Source organism: Streptomyces spinosisporus (assembly GCF_022698145.1).
Taxonomy (GTDB): Bacteria; Actinomycetota; Actinomycetes; order Streptomycetales; family Streptomycetaceae; genus Streptomyces; species Streptomyces spinosisporus.
Window position 1 is genome coordinate 1 of sequence record NZ_JALDAX010000006.1, and the last position, 26,527, is coordinate 26,527.

30 protein-coding genes and 1 pseudogene are annotated in these 26,527 nt (G+C 67.7%); 12 read left to right on the top strand and 19 right to left on the bottom strand.

Annotation, left to right across the window (positions count from 1 at the left end):
• A partial coding sequence (locus MQN93_RS17400) for a molybdopterin-dependent oxidoreductase (protein ID WP_242710177.1) occupies positions 1-519 on the bottom strand: 519 nt, incomplete at its 3' end.
• 342 nt (positions 520-861) lie between these two features.
• Positions 862-1,317, bottom strand: a complete 456-nt coding sequence (locus MQN93_RS17405) for a DUF5709 domain-containing protein (protein WP_242710178.1) — start codon at positions 1,315-1,317, stop codon at positions 862-864.
• A gap of 503 nt (positions 1,318-1,820) precedes the next feature.
• On the opposite strand from MQN93_RS17405, the gene MQN93_RS17410 reads away from it, so the two are divergent.
• The gene (locus MQN93_RS17410) at positions 1,821-2,402 is read left to right on the top strand and encodes a GNAT family N-acetyltransferase (RefSeq protein WP_242710179.1); all 582 of its coding nucleotides are present in this window, start codon (positions 1,821-1,823) and stop codon (positions 2,400-2,402) included.
• Positions 2,403-2,475: 73 nt separating this feature from the next.
• Here the strand turns inward: MQN93_RS17410 and MQN93_RS17415 are convergent, their stop codons facing one another.
• The 7 genes from MQN93_RS17415 to MQN93_RS44380 form a co-directional block, all read right to left on the bottom strand.
• Complete coding sequence (locus MQN93_RS17415; RefSeq protein ID WP_242710180.1) at positions 2,476-3,216, bottom strand: class I SAM-dependent methyltransferase; 741 nt, start codon at positions 3,214-3,216, stop codon at positions 2,476-2,478.
• A gap of 81 nt (positions 3,217-3,297) precedes the next feature.
• Entirely contained in the window at positions 3,298-4,113 is an 816-nt protein-coding gene (locus tag MQN93_RS17420; RefSeq protein WP_242710181.1) for a phosphotransferase family protein, read from the bottom strand.
• A gap of 9 nt (positions 4,114-4,122) precedes the next feature.
• On the bottom strand, positions 4,123-4,452 hold the full coding sequence (locus MQN93_RS17425; RefSeq protein WP_242710182.1) for an NUDIX hydrolase: 330 nt from the start codon (positions 4,450-4,452) through the stop codon (positions 4,123-4,125).
• A 31-nt stretch (positions 4,453-4,483) separates the two neighbouring features.
• Positions 4,484-5,167: a hypothetical protein gene (locus tag MQN93_RS17430; protein WP_242710508.1), complete on the bottom strand. Its 684-nt coding sequence runs from the start codon at positions 5,165-5,167 to the stop codon at positions 4,484-4,486.
• A gap of 28 nt (positions 5,168-5,195) precedes the next feature.
• Positions 5,196-5,921, bottom strand: coding sequence for an alpha/beta hydrolase (locus MQN93_RS17435; RefSeq protein ID WP_372504377.1), 726 nt, complete (start codon positions 5,919-5,921; stop codon positions 5,196-5,198).
• A 202-nt stretch (positions 5,922-6,123) separates the two neighbouring features.
• Positions 6,124-6,957 carry a M55 family metallopeptidase gene (locus MQN93_RS17440; RefSeq protein WP_242710183.1) on the bottom strand — a complete coding sequence of 278 codons (834 nt, stop codon included), beginning with the start codon at positions 6,955-6,957 and terminating at the stop codon, positions 6,124-6,126.
• A gap of 107 nt (positions 6,958-7,064) precedes the next feature.
• Complete coding sequence (locus MQN93_RS44380; protein ID WP_372504378.1) at positions 7,065-7,541, bottom strand: aminoglycoside phosphotransferase family protein; 477 nt, start codon at positions 7,539-7,541, stop codon at positions 7,065-7,067.
• Positions 7,542-8,097: 556 nt separating this feature from the next.
• On the opposite strand from MQN93_RS44380, the gene MQN93_RS17450 reads away from it, so the two are divergent.
• Complete coding sequence (locus MQN93_RS17450; RefSeq protein ID WP_242710184.1) at positions 8,098-8,706, top strand: YdcF family protein; 609 nt, start codon at positions 8,098-8,100, stop codon at positions 8,704-8,706.
• A 168-nt stretch (positions 8,707-8,874) separates the two neighbouring features.
• Here MQN93_RS17450 and MQN93_RS17455 read toward each other — a convergent pair whose 3' ends face one another.
• Positions 8,875-9,651, bottom strand: a complete 777-nt coding sequence (locus tag MQN93_RS17455; protein WP_242710510.1) for an alpha/beta hydrolase — start codon at positions 9,649-9,651, stop codon at positions 8,875-8,877.
• Between the two features lie 311 nt (positions 9,652-9,962).
• Here MQN93_RS17455 and MQN93_RS17460 point away from each other — a divergent pair, with 311 nt between their 5' ends.
• Positions 9,963-10,352, top strand: coding sequence for a RidA family protein (locus MQN93_RS17460; RefSeq protein WP_242710185.1), 390 nt, complete (start codon positions 9,963-9,965; stop codon positions 10,350-10,352).
• Between the two features lie 70 nt (positions 10,353-10,422).
• On the opposite strand, the gene MQN93_RS17465 is transcribed toward MQN93_RS17460, so the two are convergent.
• Complete coding sequence (locus MQN93_RS17465; protein ID WP_242710186.1) at positions 10,423-11,349, bottom strand: aminoglycoside phosphotransferase family protein; 927 nt, start codon at positions 11,347-11,349, stop codon at positions 10,423-10,425.
• Positions 11,350-11,490: 141 nt separating this feature from the next.
• Between MQN93_RS17465 and MQN93_RS17470 the strand changes: the two genes are divergently transcribed.
• Together MQN93_RS17470 and MQN93_RS17475 are read left to right on the top strand one after the other, a co-directional pair.
• Positions 11,491-11,799: a DUF3885 domain-containing protein gene (locus MQN93_RS17470; protein WP_234024283.1), complete on the top strand. Its 309-nt coding sequence runs from the start codon at positions 11,491-11,493 to the stop codon at positions 11,797-11,799.
• Positions 11,800-12,151: 352 nt separating this feature from the next.
• The gene (locus MQN93_RS17475) at positions 12,152-13,621 is read left to right on the top strand and encodes a carboxylesterase/lipase family protein (protein WP_242710187.1); all 1,470 of its coding nucleotides are present in this window, start codon (positions 12,152-12,154) and stop codon (positions 13,619-13,621) included.
• Positions 13,622-13,737: 116 nt separating this feature from the next.
• Here MQN93_RS17475 and MQN93_RS17480 read toward each other — a convergent pair whose 3' ends face one another.
• Positions 13,738-14,370, bottom strand: coding sequence for a TetR/AcrR family transcriptional regulator (locus tag MQN93_RS17480; protein ID WP_242710188.1), 633 nt, complete (start codon positions 14,368-14,370; stop codon positions 13,738-13,740).
• A 102-nt stretch (positions 14,371-14,472) separates the two neighbouring features.
• Between MQN93_RS17480 and MQN93_RS17485 the strand changes: the two genes are divergently transcribed.
• The 6 genes from MQN93_RS17485 to MQN93_RS17510 all read left to right on the top strand — a co-directional run bounded on the left by MQN93_RS17485 (position 14,473) and on the right by MQN93_RS17510 (position 20,685).
• On the top strand, positions 14,473-15,207 hold the full coding sequence (locus MQN93_RS17485) for an SDR family NAD(P)-dependent oxidoreductase (RefSeq protein ID WP_016430233.1): 735 nt from the start codon (positions 14,473-14,475) through the stop codon (positions 15,205-15,207).
• A 687-nt stretch (positions 15,208-15,894) separates the two neighbouring features.
• Positions 15,895-16,335, top strand: a complete 441-nt coding sequence (locus MQN93_RS17490; protein WP_242710189.1) for a GNAT family N-acetyltransferase — start codon at positions 15,895-15,897, stop codon at positions 16,333-16,335.
• Positions 16,336-16,511: 176 nt separating this feature from the next.
• Complete coding sequence (locus MQN93_RS17495; RefSeq protein ID WP_242710190.1) at positions 16,512-17,417, top strand: U32 family peptidase; 906 nt, start codon at positions 16,512-16,514, stop codon at positions 17,415-17,417.
• Between the two features lie 285 nt (positions 17,418-17,702).
• Entirely contained in the window at positions 17,703-18,842 is a 1,140-nt protein-coding gene (locus tag MQN93_RS17500; protein WP_016430236.1) for a sugar ABC transporter substrate-binding protein, read from the top strand.
• A complete protein-coding gene (locus MQN93_RS17505; protein WP_242710191.1) occupies positions 18,839-19,891 on the top strand; it encodes an ABC transporter permease in 1,053 nt (350 codons plus the stop codon). The genes MQN93_RS17500 and MQN93_RS17505 overlap by 4 nt, the downstream gene beginning before the upstream one ends.
• Positions 19,888-20,685: an ATP-binding cassette domain-containing protein gene (locus MQN93_RS17510; protein WP_242710192.1), complete on the top strand. Its 798-nt coding sequence runs from the start codon at positions 19,888-19,890 to the stop codon at positions 20,683-20,685. The genes MQN93_RS17505 and MQN93_RS17510 overlap by 4 nt, the downstream gene beginning before the upstream one ends.
• Here MQN93_RS17510 and MQN93_RS17515 read toward each other — a convergent pair.
• The 3 genes and pseudogenes from MQN93_RS17515 to MQN93_RS17525 all read right to left on the bottom strand — a co-directional run.
• The gene (locus MQN93_RS17515) at positions 20,597-20,872 is read right to left on the bottom strand and encodes a winged helix-turn-helix transcriptional regulator (RefSeq protein ID WP_242710193.1); all 276 of its coding nucleotides are present in this window, start codon (positions 20,870-20,872) and stop codon (positions 20,597-20,599) included. The two genes, MQN93_RS17510 and MQN93_RS17515, sit on opposite strands and share 89 nt — an antisense overlap.
• 256 nt (positions 20,873-21,128) lie before the next feature.
• Positions 21,129-22,358, bottom strand: a complete 1,230-nt coding sequence (locus tag MQN93_RS17520) for a ricin-type beta-trefoil lectin domain protein (RefSeq protein WP_242710194.1) — start codon at positions 22,356-22,358, stop codon at positions 21,129-21,131.
• Positions 22,359-22,544: 186 nt separating this feature from the next.
• Positions 22,545-22,760: pseudogene (locus tag MQN93_RS17525) on the bottom strand (TetR family transcriptional regulator); the annotation flags it as partial.
• A 52-nt stretch (positions 22,761-22,812) separates the two neighbouring features.
• Between MQN93_RS17525 and MQN93_RS17530 the strand changes: the two are divergent.
• Entirely contained in the window at positions 22,813-23,214 is a 402-nt protein-coding gene (locus tag MQN93_RS17530) for a hypothetical protein (protein WP_242710195.1), read from the top strand.
• A gap of 57 nt (positions 23,215-23,271) precedes the next feature.
• Here MQN93_RS17530 and MQN93_RS17535 read toward each other — a convergent pair whose 3' ends face one another.
• The 4 genes from MQN93_RS17535 to MQN93_RS17550 all read right to left on the bottom strand — a co-directional run bounded on the left by MQN93_RS17535 (position 23,272) and on the right by MQN93_RS17550 (position 26,488).
• On the bottom strand, positions 23,272-24,285 hold the full coding sequence (locus tag MQN93_RS17535) for a zinc-binding dehydrogenase (protein ID WP_242710196.1): 1,014 nt from the start codon (positions 24,283-24,285) through the stop codon (positions 23,272-23,274).
• 68 nt (positions 24,286-24,353) lie between these two features.
• A complete protein-coding gene (locus MQN93_RS17540; protein WP_016430244.1) occupies positions 24,354-24,908 on the bottom strand; it encodes a cysteine hydrolase family protein in 555 nt (184 codons plus the stop codon).
• A gap of 34 nt (positions 24,909-24,942) precedes the next feature.
• The gene (locus tag MQN93_RS17545) at positions 24,943-25,395 is read right to left on the bottom strand and encodes a hypothetical protein (protein WP_242710197.1); all 453 of its coding nucleotides are present in this window, start codon (positions 25,393-25,395) and stop codon (positions 24,943-24,945) included.
• Positions 25,396-25,459: 64 nt separating this feature from the next.
• The gene (locus tag MQN93_RS17550; RefSeq protein ID WP_242710198.1) at positions 25,460-26,488 is read right to left on the bottom strand and encodes an SDR family oxidoreductase; all 1,029 of its coding nucleotides are present in this window, start codon (positions 26,486-26,488) and stop codon (positions 25,460-25,462) included.
• Between the last annotated feature and the right edge of the window lie 39 nt (positions 26,489-26,527).

The following is a 26,527-nucleotide window of genomic DNA, read 5'->3' on the forward strand; positions in this document are numbered from 1 at the left end:
ATCATCGCGCAGTTCGATGCCGCGGACCCACTTGGCGGACTTCCACAGATACAGATGCGGGACCAGCAGCCGGACCGGGCCTCCGTGCTCGGGAGCGAGGTCCTCGCCGTCGTACCCGTACATGATCCACGCCTGGCCGTCGAGGAGGTCCTCCAGAGGGAGGTTCGTCGTGTACCCGCCGTAGGAGGAGACGAGGGCGTAGTCGGCCGCGGTCTCGACATCGGCGAGCAGGACGTCCAGGGACACCCCTTGCCAGCGAGTGCCGAACTTGGACCACTTGGTGACGCAGTGGAGGTCCACGGTCGGGGTGTCCGACGGCAGTGCCGTGAGCGCTGACCAGTCCCATACGTGGCGCTGCCCGACCTCCGTGGTGACGGTCAGCTCCCACGTGTCGCGTGCCACGCGCGGCGTGGGGCTGGCCGACAGCACGGGAAAGCCGGTGGTCTCGTACTGGCCTGGCGGCAGCTTCTTGCCGGGGGCAGCTCTGCGCCCGTGGAAACCGCGAGAGACGATCGTCATTTCTGGGTGTCCTTAACGGTGCAGGAGGTGGGCAGGGGGTGTGTTGGGGATGTCTTGGGGGCGGTGCGTGAGGGGCTGTCGAGGGTTGGCGTCGCCAGGTGCGGGTGTCTTACCTGTCGTCGGTGCAGGGTGTAAGTCGTCGATGCAGGGTGTGTGCAGGGGCCGTGTCGGTCCGGCCAGGTGCCTTCGCGTCGGTCGAGTGACGACCTGTTGTTGTCGGGCGCCGAGCCTCATGTCGATGGCTTCGTGCATGGCCCGGACCGGCTCCTCCGCATGCTAGTAGCCGACCGGGCCCCGTGCAGCAGCAGACGTAGGGGATGCATGGTCACTCGTGCACCGGTGTCATGTGAGCTCGATGTCGCGCTCCGGAACGACGTGTACGGCTGCCTCTTCCGCCGATGCCGCGCCGCCGTCGATGCCGGCGTCCTGGGCCGTGTAGTCGTCGAAGCCTACGTCGCCGTCCGCATCCCCGCCGACGAGGCGGCCTGCGCGCTCGTCGCCGACCTGGTCGTCGAGGAGTTCCCCGTCGGTGTCGACGGCGTCGCCCAGTCCGTCGCCTTCATCTTGGGCGCTCAATTCGGGGACCTCGCGCGTGAGTCGATGGGCCAGGTCCTCGTGGGAGGCCGCCTCTCGTGCGGTCAGGCCCCACTCGGACACGCCGAGGGGCCTTTCCGGAGGCGAGTACCCCTCGTCGAGGATGTCCTCGCCGAACTCGTCCTCGTCGTACTCCTCCTCGGAGCTCAACGGGTTGAAGTCTGCCGGATCGCTCGCGGCCGAAGCATCGTCTGCTGCCGTCATGGGCGTCTCCCTGCTGTCTCGTCTTCCTCGTCTTCTCGCTCCTTCGCGCCACGCTGCCGTCGGGGCCCGGGTCCCGTCATCCAAGCGTCCCGTAGTGGACGCGGCATCTACGCGGCGTCGCCGGTGTAGCGCCGGTTCGGCGCGTATTCTTCGTGCTGTCGGTCATTGGCGCCCGGGGGCTTCCGGCCAGGTCGGCGAAGTCGTGCCGCGGACGTGGGCACGAGGTGAGGGCAAGCGGATCTTCGCGATCCACTCGCCGAGCCGGCTGCGTACATCTACGCACATCGACGGCGTGTCGACCGCGCGTCGCGACGGTCACGTCGGAGGCGCCGCGGACATCGCACCGCCATCGGAAGGATGCCCTGGCCACACGACTCGGGTGTTCAATGGGCTGAGACAGGACCACCCGTCGTTTCCCGCCCCAGGACACGGGCGGGCGCAGGTGCCGCAGCAGGCGCCGCGGTGCCCGCCGGAAGCCGAACCGGAAGCCGGAGATCGCGTACATGGCCAAGCCCGAACATCACCACGTGACCGTCGACGGAACGCGCATCCGCACGAACCGGCTCGTCCTGCGGCCATGGTCGTTGCAGGACGCGCCCGCAGCGCTCGACGTGTACGGCCAGAGCGAGGTTTCCCGGTGGCTGGCGCCCGCGATGGAGTCCGTGGCCGACGAATCCGCGATGACGGCGGTCCTCAAACAGTGGATCGACCAGTGCTCCGCCCTGGAAGCACCCGCCGGCCGCTGGGCCGTCGAACTGGCGGACAGCGGCGAGCTGATCGGCGGAGCCGCCGTACTGCCACTGCCGCCGGACGGCGTCGACCTGGAGATCGGCTGGCAGCTGGCGCCGGCGTACTGGGGCCGGGGGCTGGCCGCCGAGGCCGGGCACGCAGTCGCCCACTACACGTTCACGCAGGGCGTCGACGAGGTGTTCGCCGTCGTACGTCCCCGCAACACAAGGGGTATCGCGACCGCGCGGCGCGTAGGCATGGAATGGGTCGGGGAGACGCAGAAGTACTACGGCCTCACCCTGCAGGTCTACCGGCTCCGCAAGGGCGACCTCGATCTGCCGGCCATTCCGGCCTGAACCGCACCGCGTACGTCCGCTGCGTCGGACGACGCGTGGTGCAGGCTTCCTGAACCATTCCTGAAGTGACGGGCTATGCGGCGTCGCGCCGCGCCACGAACACCAACTCCCTGCCAGGCCGATCAGGTGCGTCGCGCACGTCCTCGACGACGAAGCCGTACTCGTGCAAGTCCCGCTCGATTTCCGTACGTTCGCGGAAGCGCAGCGTCGATTCCGAGGTGAGGACGACCCCGTCCGCCGCGAAGACATACGTGCCCCGGAAACTCACCAGCGGCAGGCTCACGTCCGTCAGCTCGCTCCAGGTCTCGACGCGGTCGACGCCTGGGACGTCCGTCACGCGATACGTCGACTCACGCGTCCACCGTGCCCATTCCTCCCACACGCGCCGCGCCGGATCACGCGTCTCGAAGACAAGCCGACCACCCGGCCGCAGCGCCGCGTAAGCTCCACGCAACGTCGTGCGCCACGCCTGCGGCTCGCTGATCGCCTGAGCGGCGTTCCCGGTCATCGTCACCAAGTCGACCTGCAGGGGCGGCAGATCACCGGCGTCCCCATCGAGCCAACGCACCTTCTCCCCGCCAGGCTTGCCGCGCGCGACATCAACGGACGCCCGTGCGGGATCGATCCCGGTGACATAGACCCCGCGCTCGGCGAGCAACAACGCGAACACACCCGTACCGCACCCGATATCCAGCGCGGACCCCACACCGAACTCCTCCGCCATCGCGAGATACGCATCGAGATCACTGCGATCCGAATCAAGCGCGTCGTAGATGGCGGCGAGGCGCGGATGTCCGAAGAGTGCGTCAACCATGGAGGTGACCGTATGCGCCGCCGGGTTCGCGGGCCACGGCTTTTCGGCGTCGAGCTCCTGATGCTCTGCCGGCGGCCAGCGTCAGCCGAGCAAGCTCATCAACCTGTCAGCCTGACGTGCCGTGGTGCCGGGCGGATTTCTGACATTCCTGTGATCGAGGGCCAGGAGAAACAACCAGACCAGGGCGAGAAGCCGACGGCAGTCCCGTAGTCTCGCCGTCTCAGCTGCGGTCAGATCGAAGTGACCCAGAAACGAGGGGACATCGAGTGGGTACTCCACCCAACTGCCCACGTGCTCCGTGATCTTCGCAAGTTCGAAGGCGCGATCACTGCGACCCGAGTCCTCGAAGTCGACCACTCTGACCCTGGAGCCGTCCCAGAGGTAATTGGCCAGGTTGCCGTCCCCCGGCCCGAAAACCGGCGGAACCTCCAATACTTCGCCGCTGTCCAGACCCGACCGCGTCAGCCACCGCAGCCCGCAGTCCATGGCTCGCCCCACGGCCGTATCGACCCGAGGGCGAACAGTCCCGGCCCACTGCCTGAGCTGAACCGTCAGATCGCCCTGCAGCCCGGGCCGCACAGGAACACGGTCGAGTACGTCGACGGGCAGTACCGCGTGCAGCTTGTTCACCGCTTCGGCAAGGGCTTTGACCTGCTCATCTCGCAGAGGACGCCCCCGGAGGGGGTTTCCGGCAATGCGCGACATCACCACGACCCGTCCCTCGTCCGCAAGGTCCGCCGTCTCAGGATCAGGAGCCAGGCCAGGCGCATACATGGCCAACAGGGTCAGCGCGCGCCACTCTCTTTCAGCGCGTCCACCATCCTCGAGCGGAAACCGCTTGATCACCCGATCAGCAGTCAACTCGACCGCATGAGTACCCCAGCCGCCTGAGTCCATGAGGAGCGATCACGCCAGGTTGCTCGGCCGGGACGGGCACAAGCAATCTGGCGCATCGGCCAACAGCAGGGCCAACCTCTTGGGACGGGTCGGTTCCGACGTGGTGGCCAGTTCCTCGATCGTCCACCAGTGATGTCCGTAGCGGGCCTCGACCGTGTTGATGTCCATCGCGCAGGCCTTGGCCGAGGTGATGCGGGCGAGCCGGTACTCCTCGTGCTGGTCGAAGCATTGACCGTCGACTGTCTTCCAAGCCTCCCCCGGCAGGGAACCCCCACGTGGCTCCCGGCTTGCGTGGATCTCGGCCGCACAGCACGAGTTCTGCTTCGTGCGTTGTGCCATGCTTCGGGCAGTTCCCTGCGCAAGCCGATACTCAGATTCCGAACGCCATGGTCACCTGCTCCACGAGATCGTCCTCGGACAGCGTTGTGTCGACCTGAAGGGTGCGCAGGCGGAGGTACTCAGCCTCCTTTTCAATGCGCATTGTGAACAAGTGGTCGCGTTCGGCAATATTGCGGCCTGCCTTTTCTGGATCGCTGGTCTTCCATACGAACCCCTCCCCTGGAATAGCCCGACTCTGGAACGCGGCCTGTCGGAAGCCCTCGACGATGACATGCGGTGACTGTGGCAGCCGGAGAAGGTCCTCGACGATCAAACCGAAGCCCTCGCCTCGGAACCAATGGAATGTCTCCAGCATGGTTTCCGGAGATCGGTTCACCCATCGCTCATCCATGTCCATGGCGATGAACCTGTGCAGGAAAGGGGCCTCCTCCGGCGTGGTCCGCTCAGCGTGCTCCTGCATCAGATCGTCGGTCGCGCAAAGATGCCAACCGTTGAGGTCGGCGAGTCGGCGGGCGATTGTCGACTTGCCTGCCCCACTCCCGCCGCCGATCCAGTAGACGTGTCGCAGCCGCGACCGTAGCTCCGCGGCATTGGTGAACTCTTCATCCTGTCCGGGCGTCTCTTCGTGCTGTCCGGGCTCCATCCCTCTCCCAAGGCGTGCGGAATACCTGGTGTTCTGGGCGTCGACTGGGCTGTCGCCCGTCTCGACCAGCATGGTCACACGTCTCCAGGCTCTCCAGCGTTCAAGCGAGGCCTTCGAGGAAGTCCAAGAGTGCCGCGTGCAGGACCGCGGGCTGTTCCAGGTGCAGATCGTGGCCAGTGGCAGGGATACTCATGGACGTGGTGGAAGGTCGCAGCCGAAGCATTTCGTCAACCTCTTGTGCAGGGATGAAGCTGGACTGGGCGAGGACCACCAGGGTGGGGCAATCAACCTGTGTCCATTCGCGCAAGAAGGAACGCTGGGCGTTCTCCGCCAGGGACCTGACCATCACATCCCTGTTGAAGCGGGGCCCCAATCTGCCGTCACGTTCTTCCAGCCCGGCCGCCCAGCCTTCACCCACCGGTCCGCCGCCGAGGAATGCGACTGCGGCTTCGCGCGAAGGAAAGTGCGTCGGCCATGAGTCGAGCCATCTGCCGATGTCGACAGGGCCATGTGGATTTGGATCAGGACCGCCAGGGCCCGCCTCGACGAGCGCAAGCGCACGGACGAGACCGGGATGCGCGGCAGCGGCCAGCATGGCCGTGTGTCCTCCCAGCGACTGGCCAACCAACACCGGCCGCTGCAACGCCAGTTGATCGACAACAGCGATGACGTCGGCAACGTAGGCGGCACGAGAAACATCTCGCGGCAGGCGCTCACTGGCTCCATGCCCGCGCTGGTCGACCGCGACGACCCGATACCTGCAGCTCAACATCCGTGCCAGCACGTCCCATTCACCGGCGTGACCGGCCAGGCCGTGCAGGAACACGATGGGCTGCTCTCCTGACCGGCCCCAGTCCCGGCACACAAGCCGGACACCGTCTCGGACCACCACGCGTTCGCACCATGCCACTTCGGCCTCCAGTCGTCGGGTTGGCCCATACGTGCACTCAAGGCGCAGCAGGTTCTTCGGCCGCGGCGTACGCACGGTCAACTCGCCCCGAGACGCCGCCTCGTGAGTGCCGTCACGGTCAGCAGTACGGTGGCTGGTTCGTCAGGGATGCTGCCACCCGCATCCACACCCCGAACTGTCGATAGAGGTCAGGCAGAGTTCCTCGTGCCTGAACGGTCCGTGAGTCCGCCGCGGTAACTCCCGGAATTCCCAGGAGTGTCGAGGCCACGGAAGCCGACTGCCAGCGGACCGCAAGGGTGGCGGGGGCCGTAGCGGCGGCCATTGAAGGCTTAGGTGGCGCAGAAAGGCTGGCCGCGACCGCCTTCTCGATGGCCGTACGTGCTTCTTCCGCAGGCCGCAGTTCAGCTGCGAAACGGTTCCGCGCGTACTTCACGGCCACCGTACTCACCGAGGCGTCCCAATCCGTCATCTCTGTGCAGGCACAGTCGTCGCCAGTGAGGACCGTCAAGGCAACACCGATGGCGGCCGCGGTCGCATGCGCCAGGCCGATCTCACCGACGGGCCGGCCGTCCAGCCACATGTCCTCGATCTCATGGCCCATGAAGCTGTGGCTCAACACGCCGAGCGCGCCGGCACGGGAGTGGTAGCCGACGCAGATCATGGCGTCGTGCTCGGGGGTGAGCCCTTCGAGCATGCCCATGTGTTTGGGTTTACCGCGGATGAGGCGAGCTGCCGGATGCAGCGACTCCGGCAGGATATTGCGCATCGGTCCGTGCGCATCGTTGACGGTGATGTCGGTGGCGCCGGCCGCTACGGCACCACGTACGGCTGCGTTGACGTCCTCCGCCATCATCAGCCGTCCACGCTCGTAGTCCCTGCCCCCGGGCTGGACATCCTCAGCGTCGACGAGTCCCGTGACGCCTTCCATGTCCGCACTGATGTAGATCCGCACTGCGCAGTCTCCTCAATCTCGATCCCTCACTTGATCGCTTAGGAGACGTCCACTTCCCTGCCTCCGGTTCTGGAACCGCACCAGCACAAGCAAGCGCCTGCGCGACGTCACATGCGCGCTCGCAGCACGTCCACCTCACAGCCCGGGGCGAACGGGTCGAAGCCGTGCTCGGCCAGCCAGCGAATGGCCATCAGGCTGCGCAGCGACCACCACGCGCGGATCACGTCGCGGTCGACATCGGTGCCGTACCCGGCGATGACGTCGTCGAGGTGCTCCTCGTGTCCGAGCGTCAGGATGGCGAGATCGAACAGGGCATCCCCCTGCCCCGCCTCGGACCAGTCGATGATGCCCGTGATCTCGTCGTCGCCGTCGACGAACACGTGCGTGATCTGCAGGTCGCCGTGCGTGAACACCCGGGGTCCACGGCCGGAAGACGGCCTCGGCGACCTGACGGTTCCGGGTGACCAGGTCAGCGGGCAGGACTCCGTTCGCCACGAGCCGCTCGCACTCGCCGTCCAACTCCGCCGCCAACTCGTCACGGCTCGCCCCGGCCCGCCCGCGCCGGGGTGGCAACGGCGCGCCATGCAGCTTCCGGATGGCCGCACCCGCCGCGGCCCACGCCGCCGGCGACGCGGCCGACGGCTCGCCCAGCCGCCCCAGTGCCTCGCCCGGAACCGCGGAAAGCGCGAGCACGGGCGGTTTGCGCCACAGGACCTCCGGGGTCGGCACCGGCGCCAAAGCCATCGCCTCGACCTCTACATCGATACGCGTCTGATCGGCATCCACCTTCAGGAACACGTCGCCGACGCGTAGAGTCGCGCGCTCGGAATGGGCTACGACGACCTTGACCTCATCCATGAGTGATCAGTATTCCGAGGATGCCTGTCGACGTCGCCGGATTTTTCGGGTGCGAAGGCGAAGGCAGTGCCCGCAAAATGCGGCTCCTGGATCAGCGGGCTCCGCGGAGACCCTGCGAGTGGTGACGGACGGACGGCTCGTCGTTTACATCGCTCGGGAGGTAGTCGCCGCCACCGGTTGGGCCAGGCCGCCCATCGCTCCCACGTGCGGGCCCAGCTGAAGCAACCTCAACTCGGCTGCTCTCTTCGCTGCCCAGCAACGAGGTGCCCTAAAGTCTGGCGCATGCGGCGAAGGACACGACTGGTGATAGCCGGAGCCATGGCGCTGGCCTGGGGCGAGTGGTTGAACTGGCGTTGGTCTCACACGCTCGTGGGGAACAGCAGGGGCGCGACCGACGCGGTGGTCGTGCTGGGCTACAGGAATCCCCAAGCCAGGGCGAACGCCATCAACCGCTGGCGAGTTCGCGCCGGCATTCGCTCCGCCGCTGCCGACGGTGCGCACGGCACACGCGTGATTTTCAGCGGTGGTACGACCGGAAACGGGGCTACGGAAGCCCAGTTGATGGCTGACTACGCGAAGTCGGTGCTTGAGTTCGACGGCACAGTGCTCCTCGAAGACCAGAGCACGACGACGTGGGAGAACATCACGAACGTCATCCCACTGCTTGAGGATGTCGACCGCATCAAGATCGCCTCCCAGCCGGCTCACGCACTCAAGGCCCGCGCCTATTTGCGCCGACAGCGCCCTGACCTTGCCGAAAAGCTTGTGCGCGCCGACGACTACCGCCCTGGCGAATGGACCCTCGTCAAACCCCTGTTGGCCCTCTACGGGCTGTGGACGCTACGGGGTCTCACGGCCGACGAACGGCAGAGTCAGCAGAGTCACCCGTAAGAGGTCGGACCGCGTCCGGCATCCGGTGCCCAACTCCCGTACCAGTTACAGCGGCAGGCGGCACACCCGGCCCGAAGCCGAAGGGTGTGCCGCTGCCTTGATCCGGTGAGCGCTTTGGGCAGCGCCGTTCCCCAGGTCAGCGCGGATTGCCGTCCCGGCGGCCCGGCCTCACTTCAGATGCCGAGTGAAGAACCCGGCCGCGTCCTCCCCCGCGTGCTGCGGGACACCCGTATGCCCGCCCATATTCGCGTGCAGGGACTTCTCCTTCGACCCGAAGGCGTCGAACAGATCCAAGGCCGCCTGCCGATCGTTTCCCTCGTCGTCCCACTGCAGCAGAACGTGCAGCGGAATGGTGACCCGGCGTGCCTCCTCGAACATGGCGCGCGGCACGAAGCTCCCGGCGAACAGACCGGCGGCCGTGATACGCGGCTCGACCACCGCCAGCCGGATGCCGATGGAGATCACTCCTCCCGAGTACCCGACCGGGCCACCGATCTCGGGCAGTTCAAGCAGAGCGTCCAGGGCGGCCTGCCATTCCGGGACTGCCCTGTCCACGAGGGGGAGGATAAGGGCGTCGATGAGCTCGTCGCTGATCGGCTCGCCGGCCTGCTTCGCTCGACGAAGGTCGGCACGGGCCTGCTCGGCTGCTTCCCATCGGGGTCGCTCGCCGCATCCCGGCAGCTCGATGGTGGCAGTGGCGAAGCCGTCCGCCGCGGCTTGCCGGGCCCGGCCCACGAGCCGGGGGTACATCTTGCGCAGCCCGAGTGTCGGGTGGCCGAGCAGGATCAACGGGACCGGCGCGGACGCCGATGCAGAAGCGGACGCCGATACGGATGCGGATGCTGATGCTGATGCGGGAGTCCACAGGATGCCGGGGATCTCACCGAGGGTGAATCCGCGCTCAAGGACACCGTCGTCGAGACGCTGCTCTGAAGTGAAGTGCATGGTCGTGCCTTTCGGGAGTGCACTGAACGGCGCTCCCGGACGACGACCTATCGCCCGACCGTGACTCCAGAGGAGAGCACCCATGTCGATACGTTCACGGGTACCACCTCCTCCATCACTCGCACGGCCACCGGAAACGTAGCAGGGGTCGGTGCGGCCCGCCAAACAGATTTCTCGCGCGGGCTCGACAACCTCATCTCGAGGGCGGCCTCTTCAAGTGCAGTTGCGCTCGTCCGCAGGCAACCGCTATGAGTGGTCTCCGGTTTCCTTCGTAACCCTTATTGCCGGTTTCATTCGCCGAGGGGCATGACATGAGTGTGCGGCACATCAATCCCGACGGGCTGCATCGCAGCCCGGCCTTCAGCCAGGCCGTCGTGGTCGAACAGCCCGCGAAGACGATCTACATCGGAGGGCAGAACGGCGTCGACGCCGAGGGCAAGGTCGTCGGCCCCACAGTCGGCGAGCAGGCCAGGCAGGCGTTTCGCAACCTCGCGACCATCCTGGAGAGCGAGGGGGCCAGCCTGGCGAACATCGTCCACTGGACCATCGCTGTGGTGGACGGCCACTCGTTCGACGAGGGTGTGGCTGCCTTCCAGGAGGTGTGGAACCGGGATGACCCGCCGCCGGCCATCACCGTCCATGTCGTAGCCGGCCTGGGCCCAGGTTTCCTCGTCGAGATCGACGCAGTAGCCGTCGTCTGACCCTCCCGCTTCGACGGGGACTCGTCGACTCAACAAGGCACGCAATATGCGCCGGCCAAAGACCCTGCCTCTACACACCCTTCAGGACTCGATCAAGCGCCGCCCAACCCACAGGCCCCCAGTGCGATTTGCCGCCGGGAAGACCCCGATCTCCGTTCTGTCCCATGAGCATCAGGAACAGGCTCTTCATGGCGGCCAGCCCGCGGGCACGCCGGACAGTTGCTTCGTCTGCATACGCGTACGTGTCGAAGAACCCGGAGGCCGTGCCCGCGGGCAATAGCACCCATGCGGCGGCGAGGTCCCACGCCGGATCGCCGGCGAACATGTCGCCGAAGTCGACGATGCCGGAGAGCGTTCCGTCAGAGACGACGACGTTCGCTGGATGGAGGTCGCCGTGCACCCAGACCGGCGGGCCCTCCCAGGCGTCGGCTGCAACGGCGTCGTCCCAGACGGCCCGGACGTCGACGGCGACATCGTCGAGGGCAACGGAGCGCAAGAAGTTCTCAAAGCCTTCCGTGCAGTGCCGGGGATGCGCGCCACGGTCCTGCGCGATCGGTGCCTCGGCGGGAGCCTCCACGTGGAGGGCCCGTACGAAGTGCGCCAGCGTGTCGGCCGCATGGGTGCCGCGGCTGATCGAGCCGTGGTCCAGCGGTTCGCCGGGGACCCATGTCATGACGGTCCAGTGCTTGGGGAAGCGTTCCGACGGCTCGCCGTACCGCACCGGAGTCGGCACCGGGAGCGGCAGGCGCGGGGCCAGCACAGGAAGCCACCGCCGCTCCTTCAACTGGAGCTCCGGCGTGGCGTCCATACGCTGCATCCGCACGGCCAACTCGTCCCCGAGACGCCACATTTGGTTGCCCCAACCACCCGCCACCTCACGAATGGCAAGCCCGGCAAGGTCTGGATGTTGCTCCTGCAGCAGGTCGCGAACCAGGTCCGCGGTGATCTCGATCTCGGCGTCGGTGCCCGTGTCGGTGTCGGTGTCGGTGTCGGTCATGCGAAGTCACACTACTGAGGCAGCAGACGGAGCACCTTTCGCCCTACCGCACATCGCAGTGTGATCCCGGGCATCAAGAGATCGTTCCTCTTGTGCGATGAGCGCCGGGCATCGTGGTTGTTCGCCGGTGGAGACGTGTACGTGAGCACGCCGGTCTGGACAACTGAAGCCGATGTTCCGCCGTGCCAACCTGACGTCGACTACTGGCAGAGCACCTACTGCCACCTCTTCGCCGCCCGCCGGCCCTGGCGATATGGCTGTCTCGACGAGCTGCTTCGTGACGTCGCTGACGACAAGGTGGGCGGAGTCCTCGTCACCGACACTCAGTTGCGTCGCATCTACCACCCGTACGACGGCGGCGCCGACGTCTTCCTGACCACGTCAGAGGAACGTGATCGGACCCGGGACAGGCATGCTGACTGGCTTTCCAGCCATCCATCGGGGCTTTGACGGCTCGGGGTCATCGCCCTGCCCATCGTTGCCCATCGAGGTCGCCCATGAGCTTCCAGCCGCGGCCGTGTGGCAGCGGTTCCGGGGCGTCGTAGACCTGACGCCCCGGAACCGCTTTCATCACCTGGCCCCACCGGCGAGGCGTGCGGCCCGGCCCGTCGCCGGGCGGACAAGCAGGTCGGGCCGCCGACACATGCACGCGTGTCACCCCTACAACGACCCGGCCCGTCCAGCGGCACGGCCGCGTCAACACCGCAAGACCAGACGCACCGGAAGGCCACACGTCCTTGCTGGCCCAGAACCTCCCCTCACTCTAGAAATGTCTCAGGGCAACTGAGTCCGGAAAGAGCAGGTGAGCACGGTGACCGGCATCGAGCGCAGGGTTGTCGACACTGATCGGGGCAAGGTCAGGGGAATCGCGGAGGGCGAGGCGTTCTCCTTCCGCGGCATCCCGTACGCCGCATCACCCGTACGTGAGCTGCGGTTCGCGCCGGCGCGGCCGCACCCCGGGTGGACGGACGTGCGGGATGCGGCGCAGGCCGGCCCGTCCGTGCCGCAGGCGGCATCGCGGCTGGAGAGGGTGCAGGGTCGGCGGGTACCGGACTGGAACGAGGACGGCAGCCTGACCGTCAATGTCTTCACTCCTCGCTCCGCATTGCAGGACGGCGTGGTCCGCCCGGTCCTCGTCTGGTGGCACGGTGGCGGTTTCACCAGCGGCTCCGGTGGCTGGGACTGGTACGACGGCGCCCGCCTCGCCGCTCTGGGCGACATCGTGGTCGTAACTGCCAACTACCGTGTGGGGCCGCTGGGTTACCTCTATCTGCCCGAGATCGGTGCCGCCAACCTCGGCTGCCAGGACCAGGCTGCCGTTCTGCGCTGGGTCAGGGACAACATCGCCTCTTTCGGCGGAGATCCGCGCGCTGTCACAGTCGGCGGGCAGTCCGCCGGCGCCTACTCCTCCCTGATGCTCGCCCTCGATCCCGCGACGAACGCCTCCATCACCCAGGTGTTGCTGGAGAGCGGCCCCTTCGGCCTGGCCCCGCAGGACCAACATCAGGCCACCGCGAACGCTGCCGCCTTTCTGCGCCTGCTCGACATCCCCGACAGCACCGACTACGGGAAGGCTCTGCGCGCCCTGCCCGCCGGGCAGTTGGTGGACGCCTACGGCCGACTCGCGGCGCAGCTCGCCGCTCCGGGCAACACAGCCCCACCGATGTACCCGGTCCTCGGCGCCCCAGGCATGCCGCGCACTCGGCAACAGGCGCTCACGGAGGGGTACTTGGAGGGCATGCCGCTGCTGATCGGCACCACACGCGACGAGACTACGGCCTTCTTCGCCTTCGACCCGCGCATCCAGAACCTCACGCCGGACACCGCCGTGCAGGTGCTTACCGCCCAACTCGGCCCACAGGCCGCCAAGGACGTCTACGAGCGGCACGCCGCCCGGCTCCCGCAGGCAACACCGGCGCAGATCTTCATCGCGGTACAGACCGAAGGGCTCTTCCGCGACGGCTCGTTGGAGATTGCCGACCATCATGCTGCCGAAGGCAACACCACTTACGTCTACCAGTTCGACTACGGCTCCGCCGACGACCCGTACGCGCTGGGCGCCACCCACTGCGCCGAACTGCCCTTCCTCTTCAACACCTTCGACGCCTACCCCGACAGCCCCATCCTCGCCGGAGCCGACGCCTGCGATGCCCAGCGCGCCCTGGGCCGCGAATTCGCCACCGCCGTAGCCGAGTTCGTCGCCACCGGATCGTGCAGCGGCTGGCCTCCCTACGCCTCCGCAGCCGCGACCCGGATCCGTCATTTCGGGTAGCCCAGGCGAACTGCTGCGAAGCGCAGCCTCGCAACCCCACCCTGTCCCGTCCCGCCACCCGTCGCGCGATCGCCGACGCCCCGCACCCGCACCCGCACCCGCAGGACACCGACCATTCAGCCCCGAGTCGTATGCGCCGCAATGTGAGCGAGCATCGCGTCCAACGCCACCTCCAACGGCCTGACCTCACGCTGTAGTTGAGTCAGCAGAAGACCGCCCTGGAGCGCGGCCAAGGTGGCGAGGGCGAGCTCTTCGGGGTCGCCGTCGAGTTCGCCTCGGTCATGCATGGCCTGCAGACCGGAGCGGATGGCCGCCTCCCAGCGGACGAATCCGCTGGCCGCAGCGAGCCGGGCCTCTGGGTTCGTCTCGGCCACCTCGCTGCCCAGGGAGCCGATCGGGCAGCCGCCGCGGCACTGCAGCCGCAGCTGGTACTCGACCAGGGCGTCCCGCCAGCGCCGTAGACCCTCCATCGTGTCCAGCTCGGCGAACAGCGGCTCCTGCATGTCCAGCACCGACTGCGTCTGGTACTCGATCACGGCCAGGAGCAGTTCCTGCTTGTCCGAGAAGTAGTGGTAGACCTGCGAGCTGCTGACCCCGGCCGCGGCCCGCACGTCCTCAAGGGTCGCCTCCGTCACGCCCCGCTCGTACATGAGCTGCGCGGCCGCCGCGACGATCCGCCGGCGTGTCTCCTGCCCCTTGCGGGTCAGCTTGCGCTCCGGCCGCCGCCCTGCCTCAGTCCGGGTTCCCATGGCCGCCAGGCTAGCAGATTTTGGATTGGACAACCCATTTTTCAGCGAGCATTGTGGGTCGCGCAACCCAGTCCACGGGTCAAAACTCTGGAAGGACCCAGCATGGAACTCAGCAACAAGCGCGCCCTCGTCACCGGCGGGACCGGCGGCATCGGCAGCGAGACGGCCCGTCTGCTGGCCGCGGAGGGCGCCGAGGTCATCGTGTCGGGCCGCGATGCAGGACGCGGCGCGGCGACCGTGCGCTCCATCACGGACGCCGGGGGCCGGGCCCGCTTCCTCGCCGCCGACCTCACGGACCTGGACTCGCTGCGCCGTCTCGCGGAGGCGGCGGGCGACGTGGACGTACTGGTCAACAACGCGGCGATCTTCCCCGGCGCACCGACCGTCGACCAGGACGTCGACACCTTCGACACCGCGCTCGCGGCCAACATCCGCGCGCCGTACTTCCTCACCGCGGCGCTGGCCCCCGCCATGATCGCCAAGGGTGCCGGCAGCATCGTCAACGTCAGCACCATGGCGGCCCGGATCGGCGTGCCGGGGCTCTCCCTCTACAGCGCGACGAAGGCGGCGCTGGAATCGCTGACCCGCACCTGGGCGGTCGAGTTCAGCCCGGCCGGGGTTCGCGTGAACACCGTCGCCCCCGGTCCCACCCGCACCGACATGGTGCTCGGCACGGTGGGCGAGGAAGGCGCCGAGCAGTTCGCCAAGACCACCATCCTCGGGCGGCTCGCCACCCCGCGCGAGATCGCGGAGGTGATCCTCTTCCTGGCCACGGAGCGCTCCGCCTACCTCACCGGCGCCACCATCGCCGCCGACGCCGGCCGCACCGCGGCATAGGTCTCCCCCACGGCATAGGTCTCCCCCACGCCGCCCCCGGGAACTGGCGGATCAACACCCCGTTCCCGGGGCGGCGGGCGTGGGAGCGCCCACGGCCGCGTACCCACGACCGAACACGTCGTCCTGCACCACACCCACCCGGCGTATGTCGCGTCCGCTCCCGGGACCGTGAGAAATTCGCCGCTCGGGCGCCGGAGGCGGCGGCTAGCCTCGGACCATGAGCCAGGACAGGATGCAGGCGCACATGACCCGGCCGCCCCGGCCGCCCCAGTCGCCCCGGTCGCCGCTCTTCTGTGATGTAGCCCTGGCGCACCGCATCGAACGCGTCGAGGCTCAGCTGATGGCCGCGGCGACAGAAGCCGCCTGTCGGCGGCGTGCGGACAACGGCGGATTCGTGGTGCCGGTGGCCGGTGGAACGGCCACGTTCGCCGAGGACGGCTCGCCCTTCAACAAGGTCGCCGGGCTCGGATTCGACGGCGTGCCCGACGCGTCCGTGCTCGACGACATCGAGCGGGCCTTCGCCGAGCGCGGTGCTCCAGCACAGGCGGAGGTCTCGGCACTGGCCGACCCCGGGATCGGCGCTCTGCTGACCGGACGCGGATACCGGCTGACCTCGTTCGAGACGTGCTCGGACGCGCACTCGACGGCGCGCACGCATCAGCGACTCCCTCAGGGATCGATGTGCGCGTGTGCCGCGACGACGAGCTCGACGCGTGGCTGGACGTGGTGGCCGACGGCTTCGCCCATCCCGACACCCAAGGCGTCCCCACGCACGAGGACTTCCCGCGGGATGTGCTGGCCCATGCCGAGCGGGACTTCGCCGCGGCCGGTGTGGTGCACTACATCGCCCTGCGCGACGGCAGCGCGGCCGGCGGCGGCAGTCTGCGCACAGCGGACGGTGTCGCCCAGCTCACCGGAGCGGCGACCGCCCCCGCGCACCGCCGCCACGGCGTACAGACGGCCCTGCTCTCGACCCGTCTCACCGACGCCGCGGCCGCCGGTTGCGACATCGCCGTAGTGACCACCCAACCGGGTTCCAAGTCACAACAGAACGTGCAGCGACACGGTTTCCACCTGCTGTACACCCGTGCCGTGCTGGTGAAGCAGCACCACCAACCGACACCATGACCCGCCCCACCTCTCGCCACCGAAGCTCCCGAGCACCCGAGCGCCAGACATGACGCCCCCGGAGCCCCGCCCAGCGGATACCTTCGCCGCCCGTTGACGGACCAACCGCGGCTGCCTACCGTCCAAGCGCAGCGATGTCGAACAAAGTTCGACATATCGATCGGAAGAAGGTCCCGATGGACGGGATGGAAAGGTCACGGCGGTCGCTGTCCGCGCTCGGGCTGCCGGAGCGGGACCTCGGGGAACTGCCCGACTCGGCAAAGCGATTCCCGGACGGCGGGCAGTACCGAGTGGAGATCCCGTCAGTCGAAGGTCCGGGCCCGTTCGAAGCGGTGATGGAGGAGGCCGGACGGCACGGTATCCGGATACATCGCATCAGCCAGGGCAGCGGCATGATGCTCCTCACCAACTCGGAGATCGAGCAGATGGTGGCGCTCGGCCGCGAACACGACGTGGAGGTCTGCCTCTTCGTGGGCCCCCGCGGCGGCTGGGACATCGGCGTCCAGGCCGCGTCCGCCGCGGGTGGCGGTGCGGCGGCGGTGCTGCGCGGAGCCGATCAGCTCGCGTACGGAGTCGAGGACGTCATCCGGGGCTGCGAACTCGGCGTGCGCAGCGTGCTCGTGGCCGACATCGGCCAGCTGTGGGTTCTCGGCCGCATGCGGCGGTCCGGTGATCTGCCGCCGGATCTGGAGATCAAGGCGTCGATATCGATGCCCACGGCCAATCCCGCGGCCGCACGGGTCCTTGAGGACCTCGGGGTCACCACGATCAATCTGCCGATCGATCTCACCCTCGCCCAGATGGCGGCGATCCGGCACGCGGTCGACGCGCCTCTCGACGTCTATGTGGAGGGCTCCGACGAATTCGGCGGCGTGGTCCGGTACTACGAGATCCCGGCCCTGGTACGTGTGGCGGCTCCTGTCCACCTCAAGTTCACGGTACGGAACGCGCCGTCGCTGTATCCCTCCGGAGCGCACCTTGCCGATGTGGCGGTGGCGACCGCGCGCGAGCGTGTGCGGCGGGCGGCGATCGGACTTTCCGTGCTCCGCCGGCACTACCCCGAGGCCAAGGCCGGCCCCTGACTGATCAAGGGCGGCCCCTGACCGACGACGACGCACGCGCCGACGCGGCACGGCGGTGCGATGCGATGCGGTGCGATGCGGTGCGATGCGCTGCAGTGCGCTGCGGGGCGGGCAGGACAGGGCAAGGCGGCCCAGGGCAGACAATCCCGGTACAAATGTTGATGAAACCGTAGCCGACTCGGGGCCTTGACGACCTTTCAGGCCAGTTCTACTTTCAGCCCCACCAAATGAGCCGAACGCCGTTCGAAATACCGGGCAGCGTGGGTCGAGCGGGCCGGAGTGATCATGAAGAAGATCGATCCGCAGGTGGAAGAGGCCGTCGACACGCTCAGCCTGAACGGGCTGGCCAGGCGGCGACTGCTGAGCGGCGCCGGAATGCTGAGCGCCTCGGCCGCGGCGGCGGCGTTGCTGTCCGCCTGTTCGGCCGACAACAAGAGCGACGACAACTCATCGGGCGGCGGTGTCGGCGACTTCCCGGAGACGCCGAAATGGAGGTTCGTGTTCGTCAACCACGTCACGACCAACCCGTTCTTCACGCCGACGCAGTACGGCGCGGCGGACGCCTGCGCGCTGCTGAACGCCTCGTACCAGTGGACCGGCTCGAAGGATTCCAGCGTGCCGGAGATGGTCAGCGCCATGAGCTCGGCGGTCTCCGCGAAGGCCGACGGCATCGCGGTGGCGGTCGTCGACAAGAACGCCTTCAAGTCACCCGTCGACAAAGCTCTGGACGCCGGGATTCCGACGCTGTCCTACAACGCGGACGGGGCGAGGGGCGATCCGGGGACGAGCCGGCTCTGTTACGTCGGGCAGGACCTGTACCAGTCGGGGGTCGAACTGGGCCGCCGTATCGCCTCCTTGATGCCTTCGGGCGGGGACGCGGTCGGCTTCATCGCCACCCCGGGCGCGCTCAACATCCAGCCGCGCATCGACGGGGCCACGGACGCGATCAAGGCATCCGGCAAGTCGATCAACTTCAAGTCGGTCGCCAGCGGCGCGGAGCTGCCCAAGGAGCTGTCGACCATCGACGCCTACGTCAGCGGACACAAGAACCTCAAGGGTCTGTTCGCGGTCGACGCGGGCTCGACGGAGAGTGTCGGCAAGGTCGTGAAGAAGTACGGCCTGAAGAAGCAGAACGTCGTCGCGGGCGGCTTCGACCTGAACCCGAACACCCTCACCGCGATCAATGCGGGCGACCTTGACTTCACCATCGACCAACAGCCCTATCTGCAGGGCTTCTTGAGCGTGCTCTACCTGTGGATGTACAAGCTGTCCGGTGGGCTGGTGATCCCGAGTGTGACCGACACCGGCCTGCTCTTCGTGACCAAGGACAACGTCGATCCCTATCTGCAGACCAAGACGCGGTACGAGGGCTCCAGCACCAAGCAGCAGCTGATCAAGCGCTCCGGCCCGATAGCTCACGCATGAGCGAGCGGGCCGTGCAGGACGCGATCGGCGGGAAGACCACCACGGCCGGCACCCCGTCGGTGAGACGGCACGGCCCGTTGCGCCTCGCCTTCGAGGCGTTCGTCATCCGCCGCGAGGCCACCATCTTCATCGTCGCGGTGGCCCTGTTGCTGTACTTCTGGTCCAACAACTCCGACTTCCTTGCCCGCGACAACCTGGTCAACCTCTCCCAGCAGACGGCGCCGTACGCGATCATCGCGGCCGGAATGGTGCTGCTGCTGGTCAGCGGGGAGATCGATCTGTCGGTGGGCGCCGTGTTCGCGCTGTCGCCGTTCCTGATGCACTACATGATCGACTACTACGGCACCTACCCGGTCGTGGCCATCATCGGCTCGGTACTGGCCGGCGCCGTCATCGGGCTCGTCAACGGCTTCGTGGTGGTCGTGCTCAAGGTGCCGTCGTTCGTCGCCACGCTCGGCATGCTCTTCCTCATCCTCGGCATCATGCTGACCACGTCGCACGCGTACCCGGCACAGATCCCCGAGGCGGCGCAGGGCGTGCGTGGCTGGTTCGGGCAGGCGGACTGGTCGGAACTGATCTGGTGCCTGATCATCGTCGCCTACTTCCACGTGGTGCTCACCCGCTCCCGCTGGGGCCTGTACACGATCGCCACGGGCGGCAACCCGCTCGGCGCGAGCGAGGCCGGCATCAGGACCGGCCGTATCAAGTGCGGCAACTTCATGGTCACCAGCGCCCTCGGGGCCTTCGCCGGCATCCTCGAGGCCTTCCGCGTCGACTCGATCGACCCGACCTCCGCGGGTGCGGACGGCGCCTCCCCGATGTTCACCGCCGTCTCCGCCGCCGTCATCGGTGGTACGGCGCTGGCGGGCGGCTCGGGGACGGTCGTCGGCGCGCTGCTCGGCGCGCTCGTCCTCGCGGAGTTGCGCAACGGGTTCAACCTCATCGGCATCAACGCCAACCCGTTCAACATCATCCTCGGTGCGGCGATCATCCTCTCCATGGTGCTCAACGTGTACCTCGCCAGACTGCGAAGGACAGGCCGCCGATGAACGGGACGACCGGACCGACTTCCACTCCGGCACAGGCAGGGACACCGGCACCGGCGCTCGCCGTGGAGCACATGGCCAAGGGCTACGGCGCGGTCACGGCGCTGCGGGATGTGAACCTGCATCTGAACAAGGGTGAGGTGCTCGCCCTGGTCGGTGACAACGGCGCCGGCAAGTCAACCCTGTTGAAGATCCTCTGTGGGTTTCATCAACCCGACGCCGGCCGAATCCTCCTGAACGGCGAGGAGGTGACGCTCAAGTCGGTCGACCATGCCCGCTCGCTCGGCATCGACGCGGTGTACCAGGACCTGGCCCTGGTGAACGAACTGACGGTCTATCACAACATGTTCCTGAACCGGGAGAAAATCCGCCCCACCCGGCTGCTGAACAACCGCGCGATGCGCAGGATCGCCCAGGAACACCTGGACGAGATGGGGGTGAGCATTCCGTCGGTCGACGTCGAGGTCTCCAAGCTGTCCGGTGGCCAGCGCCAGGCGATCGCCGTGGCCCGCTCGGTCTACTCCGAGGCCAGGGTCCTCCTGCTCGACGAGCCCCTGGCCGCGATGGGCGCCAAGGAAGCCGCACTCATCCTCGACCTCGTCAACGACCTCAAGACCCGCGGGGAGGTGTCCGTCATCATCATCGCCCACAACTACGCCCAGGTCTTCGAGGTCTGCGACCGGGTCAACCTGCTGCAGCACGGCGAGATCACCTTCGACAAGCGCACGTCGGAGACATCGGTCGCCGAGCTGACCGACCTGGTGGTCGAGGAGTACCGGAGGTCGCGGACCCAATAAGCCCCCGGGGCCTCGATTGCGCGCCCACCCTGGTGTCGTACGCCCGCTGGCAGCTCTGGATCTCTGCGCTGTGCTCGACGGTCCAGGCATAAAGATGCCCGAAGGGTTCGCGCAGGGACTCGCCGAGGGGTGTGAGCGAGTACTCGACGCCGACGGGAGAGGTCGCCAGCACCGTGCGCCGGATCATGCCGTTGCGTCAACTCATTGAACCACGTGTGCCGTTCCAGCAGCGTCATCACCATCATCGACCACTTGTCCGCAATCTGGTCGAGAGTCGGCCGACTGGGGCAGTCCGCCCGGAAAACTGGCCGTGCATGGAGAACTTTATGACCGACGATGCCTACGCGACCCTGCGCGTGAGCAGCGAACACGGCGTCGCCCGGATCGTCCTCGACCATCGAAATGCAAGACCACCGTATTGGCGAGCCCACGCGGGCTACCCGTCACGCAGTCGGCGTCCACTCCTGTGCGACCGTGCCGTTGCAGTCGTAGATCTGCAGTTGCGTCCCGTCGGTTGTGGATCTGCCCGGGTCATCGAGGCAGCGCCCCGACTGCGGGTTGATCAGGGACGAGTTGGGGCCCGTCACCCAGCGCTGCGCGCCGGAGCCGTTGCACTGCCAGAGTTGGACCTTGGCTCCGTTCGCCGTACCGCCGCCGCTGACGTCGAGGCAGCCGCCCAACGCCCGTACGGCGCCACCCGCGTCGGGCGCGTACGTCCACCGTTGTGCGTCTGTGCCGTTGCAGCCGTAGAGCTGCACATGTGTGCCGTTGGCCGTGTCCCCGTTCTGCACGTCGATGCACTTGCCCGTGATGCCCGATTGGAAGGCCGCGGTGCGGAGTTGGCCCGCGGCCTTGAGGGCGGATTCCACGAGTGACGCCGCCGCACGCATTCCCGCCTCGTTGGGGTGGTATGTGGAGCGGCCCGCAGCCGGGCGATAGGTCTCCACCCAAGGATCCGCCGCACAGGCATCGTGTCCGTGGCTGGCGGCGGCCAGGTCGACCAGGTCCGCTCCTGTGGCGGCGGCCGCGGTGGCGGTGGCGTCTGCCAGGCGCGAGGCGATGCTGCGCTCGAATGCGGCCTGGTCGCCGGTGAGCGGGACGTCGGTGCACACTCCTGAGTCCGGCAGGATGGTGAAGTAGTTGACCAGGTAGACGTGCGCCTGAGGTGCCGCGCTGTGTATGGCGTTCACGACGTTCTCGATACGCCCGGCCAGCGACGGGAAGGTGTCGTTGATCGCACCCTGGTCCACATTGCCGCAGTTGGCGCCGCCGCTGGTCTGGCAGGAGTAGGTGTTGATGCTGCCGAGGTAGTTCACGTCGTTGCCGCCGATGGTGACCGTGACCACGCGCGTCGACGCGTTCACGGCCTGCACCTGCGGCGGTTGACCGTTCTGACTGGCCGTCAGCAGGTTGGCGGTGGTCGCGCCGCTGCACGAGACGTCCGTCAGATTGGCGCCGGTGTCGCGGGCCACGATGCTGGGGTAGTTGTTGGCCGATCGGGCGCATGCTGCGGCGCCGCTGCCCGGTTGCGTCGGCGGAATGCCTGGACCGGCTGCGAAGGAGCTGCCCATCGCGACGTGTTCGAGCCCGGCGGCGGCAACGGCCGCGGGGCGTGGCTCCAGCGGGGTCTGTGCCCAGGCGGTGGACGCGGGCGCCGCAGCGGCGAATGCCACTGCGGCAGCGCACACTACGCGCGCTAATCCTCGGGCGGGGAAACCGTTCTTCGCGTACGGACCCGGCATGTGATCCCTCCACAGGAGTGGGGCACAGCACGAGCGCAAGTCCGTACCCCGGCCTGGCAACGTTGTCGGTCGGACCCTAACGGGTGCTGCCCTGCGAGCCAAGAGCGCGAATTGAGGTCAGGCTTGAGTCGCCGGGGTGGTGTTCGAGGTGAGTTCCGGGATGGTGCGGGCCTTGAGGATGCCTTCGACGCCGTGGAGGAAGGTGTCGCTGATCAGCTTCGGGTCGAAGAGGCAGCCGGCTGCCATGGCACCGTCGCGGAGCATGATGAAGTGGCGGCCGGCGGCGTCGGCGGGTTTGCCGCTGGTGTGGGCGGGATCGGAGTACTCGGCTGCATGGGAACGTCGGGGTCTGGACCGTGAGCGATGACTTGTGGGCAGGGGCTGGATGAGCGTGGTGTGGGCGGCGACGTCACCGGAGTCGGGGCTGTTCCATCCGGTTGAGCGGTGTTCAACGGTGGAGGGTCTGTCGGACCGCTTCAATGACCTGCGGTCTCTTGGTCAGGGCTACGTCGAGGTTCGGTCGCCGACCGGAGAGTTTCCTGTGCTGAGTCTGGGCTTTCGAGGTGATCATGCGGTCGTCCATCTGATGAGTGATTCCGAGCGGATGTCGCTGCACAGAGGAGACGGCACGGTGTCCTCGAGTGTCGACGTCGAAGTTCCGATCATGGATGAGCTCGCCGCGTTCACGGGTGACTTCGTGCTGGACGTCGATCGGGCGTGGGAGCTGCTGCACGACTTCACTCGGACGTGGGCGGTCGGCCCTCTGGGTGAGTGGTGTGAGTTGTAGCTTGTCGCCGGGCGGGGCCTCGGGACGACTTTGAGGATGGCCGGTGCCGAGGTGTGGCTAGCGCCAAGGGTCGAGTGCGTGCTTGCCGTGGGTCAGGCCTGCTTCGAGTTGGCGCAGCACCTCTGGGGCCTCCGACAGCGCGTGTACGTGAGGCGTTCCGGGCGGGTACACGCCTTGGGCGATGAGCGTCTCGATGTCGAGGAGCAACGACCGATACAGGTAGGGCGCTGCGGCTGCCAGCGCACCGATGTGCAGGCCCTTGACCTGGACCTGGTGGTTGAAGACCAGGTCGTGCGTGCTGAGGACGGCATCGCCGGAGGCGGCACCGAAGACGACGACGCGTCCGGTGAAGGGTTTGGCGACCGACAGGCTGGCCTCGAACGTGGTCTGTCCGACCGACTCCAGGACCACGTCGACGCCGCCGGTCAGGGCCATGATGGCCGTGGCCAGATCGGGCCGTCGGCTGTCCAGGACCGCCTCTGCTCCGAGCGCCCTGACGCTGTCGTGCTTGCCCGGTGACGCGGTTGCGATGACGCGCGCGCCGTAGTGACGGGCGAGGCGGACGGCGGCCTGGCCCACTCCCCCGGCCGCGGCATGAACGAGCACCACCTCGCCTTTCTTGATCTCACCCAGCGGCTTGAGTGCCGCGAGGGCGGTCGCCCAGTTCAGCACCATGCCGAGAGCCTCGGCGTCGCTCCAGCCGGAAGGGACGGGGAGGACGCCCGCCGCCGGCATCGTCATGTACTGCGCGAAAGCAGCGGGGCCGATGCCGACGACATGGCTTCCGACGGGCAACGGGTGCTCGACTTCCACGCCGACCTGCAGGATTTCTCCGGCGGCTTCGAAGCCGGCCGCATAGGGCGCTTGCGGCCCACCCCCGTACGTTCCGTGCGTCTGCATCACGTCCGCGAAGTTGACGCCGGCGGCGCCCACACGGATCAGATACTCGCCGGGCGCCGGAGTGGGACGCGGCCGATCGGTGGCCAGGGCCAGGTCCTTCGGACCCCGGTGCGAGTGCTGGATCAGTGCCCGCATTGTCTGTGCCGCAGTTTCCTGCTCGTCGATCTCCATGGACCGAACGTAGAAGCTTTCCACTTACGTCAAGGTCAAGCGGCCCTGGTCGCGCATGTGGACCGGGTTCACGCCTCCTCTCCGGGCCACTCTGCGCAGGGCACCACCTCGATGCCCCGGCTGGGGAAGACGTTGTCCATGAAGAAGTCGTGCGTGGCCGGATCGCCGTCGCCGCACCCGTCACGCAGGACCGTCAGTCGGTAGCCGCGATCCGCCGCGTCGTAACAGGTGGCGGCGACCATCGCGCTGGTCGCCACTCCGGCGATCGCGAGGCCGGTGACGCCGCGGGCCCGGAGTACGAGGTCCAGGTCCGTGCCCGCGAACGCGCTGGCGCGGCGCTTCAACACCACCACGTCCTCGTCGGCGACCGGGAGATCGATCTCGGTACCAGGTGTTCCCTCGTGGAAGCCGTCTCCGGCGTCGAAGAAGGACCGGTACAGGGGGATGCCGGCAGGCAGGTCGGCGCCGTTGCCCCGGAAGGCGAAGCGTACGAACACCACCAAGACACCGGCGGCACGAGCACGCGGAAGCAGGTCGGTGAGCGGCGGCACGACCTGCTTGGCGAACGGGTAGTTGCGCGTGATGCCTCGTTGAACGTCGCCGATGATCAGAGCGGTCGTCATGACAGATCCTTCTCCAGTCGCTCCATCCAGTCCCTCAGGCGTACTCGTTGTCCCACAGCATGCTGCGGATCCACCACCGGCCGTCAGGGTCGCGGGCGACCTGGATCGAGTTCACGCCGCGGAAGTTCGGTTCGGCGTCGTCCGGGGAGCTCTTGCCGTCGTACGTGCTCCATACGTGGCCGACGGCGCCGAAGAGCCGGACCTCGCTGCTGGTCTCGATCTCGTACAGGTCGGTGGAGTCGAGCAGGGGAGTGACCGCCTCGATGAAGCCGTCCAGGGTCAGCACTTCCACCTGTGGCGGGCCGGATTCGGTGCGCCTGACGCGCATGAGGCGGCAATCGGGGTGCAGCACTTCGCGGTCCCTCGCCCAGTCGCGGGGGCCCGCCGGGCCCGAGACGGTCGCGTACATCTCGGCGACCAAGTGGCGGACGAGACGTTCGTCCGTGGTCTCGCGATCCGCGTTCTGCTCTGTGTCTGGATACGTCATGCGACCACAGTACCTCAAGACATAACGCTTGTTATGTGAATGCGCTTCAGCAGCGGCCGGAGGGTCAGGCCGCCCGGGTGTCGTCGAGAGCGAGGAGGCTTTCGGCGGTCTCGGCGATGGTGTCCTCGATGGGGCGCGGTTTCCAGCCGAGGAGCCGCTGGGCCTTCTCGGAGGTGGCGTCGAGGTTCTTGCCGAGGATCGTGCGCAGGGTGCGCAGGTCGGGGTTGACCAGAGAGAGGCCGCGGGCCGCCCAGACGGGCATCTCCCTGCTCGGTACGCCGTCGGCGCGTTCTCCGAGACGTTCGTGGAGGATCGCGGCGACTTCGCGGACCCACAGACTCCGGCCGGATGCCGCGATGAACCGTTCCCCCGCGGCCGCCGGGTCGGTCATGGCCCGCAGGTGCAGGTCGGCCACGTCTCTCACGTCCACGTAGCCGGTGGCGAACTTCAGGGACGCCGGTACCGAACCGTCCAGCATGCGCTTGATGAGGCCGAGGGACGGGGAGTAGTCGGGCCCCAGTACCGGGCCGAGGACGCCGGTGGGGTTCACGGCGGCGAGCTCCAGCCCACCGCCCTGCGTCTCGATGAAGTCCCAGGCGGCGCGCTCCGCGAGCGTCTTGGACTTCTGGTACGGCTCGATGCCGGCGTCGACATTCGTCCAGTCGTCCTCGGTGAACGGTCTGTCCCGGTCGGGGTGGCCGTAGGCGATGGCGCCGATCGCCGAGGTGAGGACCACACGTCGTACGCCCGCGTCCCGGGCCGCGCGCAGGACCCGCAGCACGCCGTCACGGGCCGGGGTGACCATCTCGTCGTCCGATCGCGGGGCGCTCGTCAGGGTCGGTGACGCGACGTGCAGAACGGCGTCGCACCCCTGCACCGCATCCGCCCAGCCGGCGTCCCTGGTGAGATCGGCGGTCAGGACGCGCAGGGGCGCGTCATGTGCGGCTCCGCCGTGTTGGAGCATCGCCCGCAGTTCCGGCTCACGGGACGGATTGCGGACCGTTGTGCGTACCGAGTGGCCCGCGTTCAGCAGCGCCAGGATGCACCAGCTGCCGATGTACCCCGACCCGCCCGTCACCAGCACTTCAGACATGATCCTTGTTCTCCTTGACAGTTGTGGATGGTCGCGCTC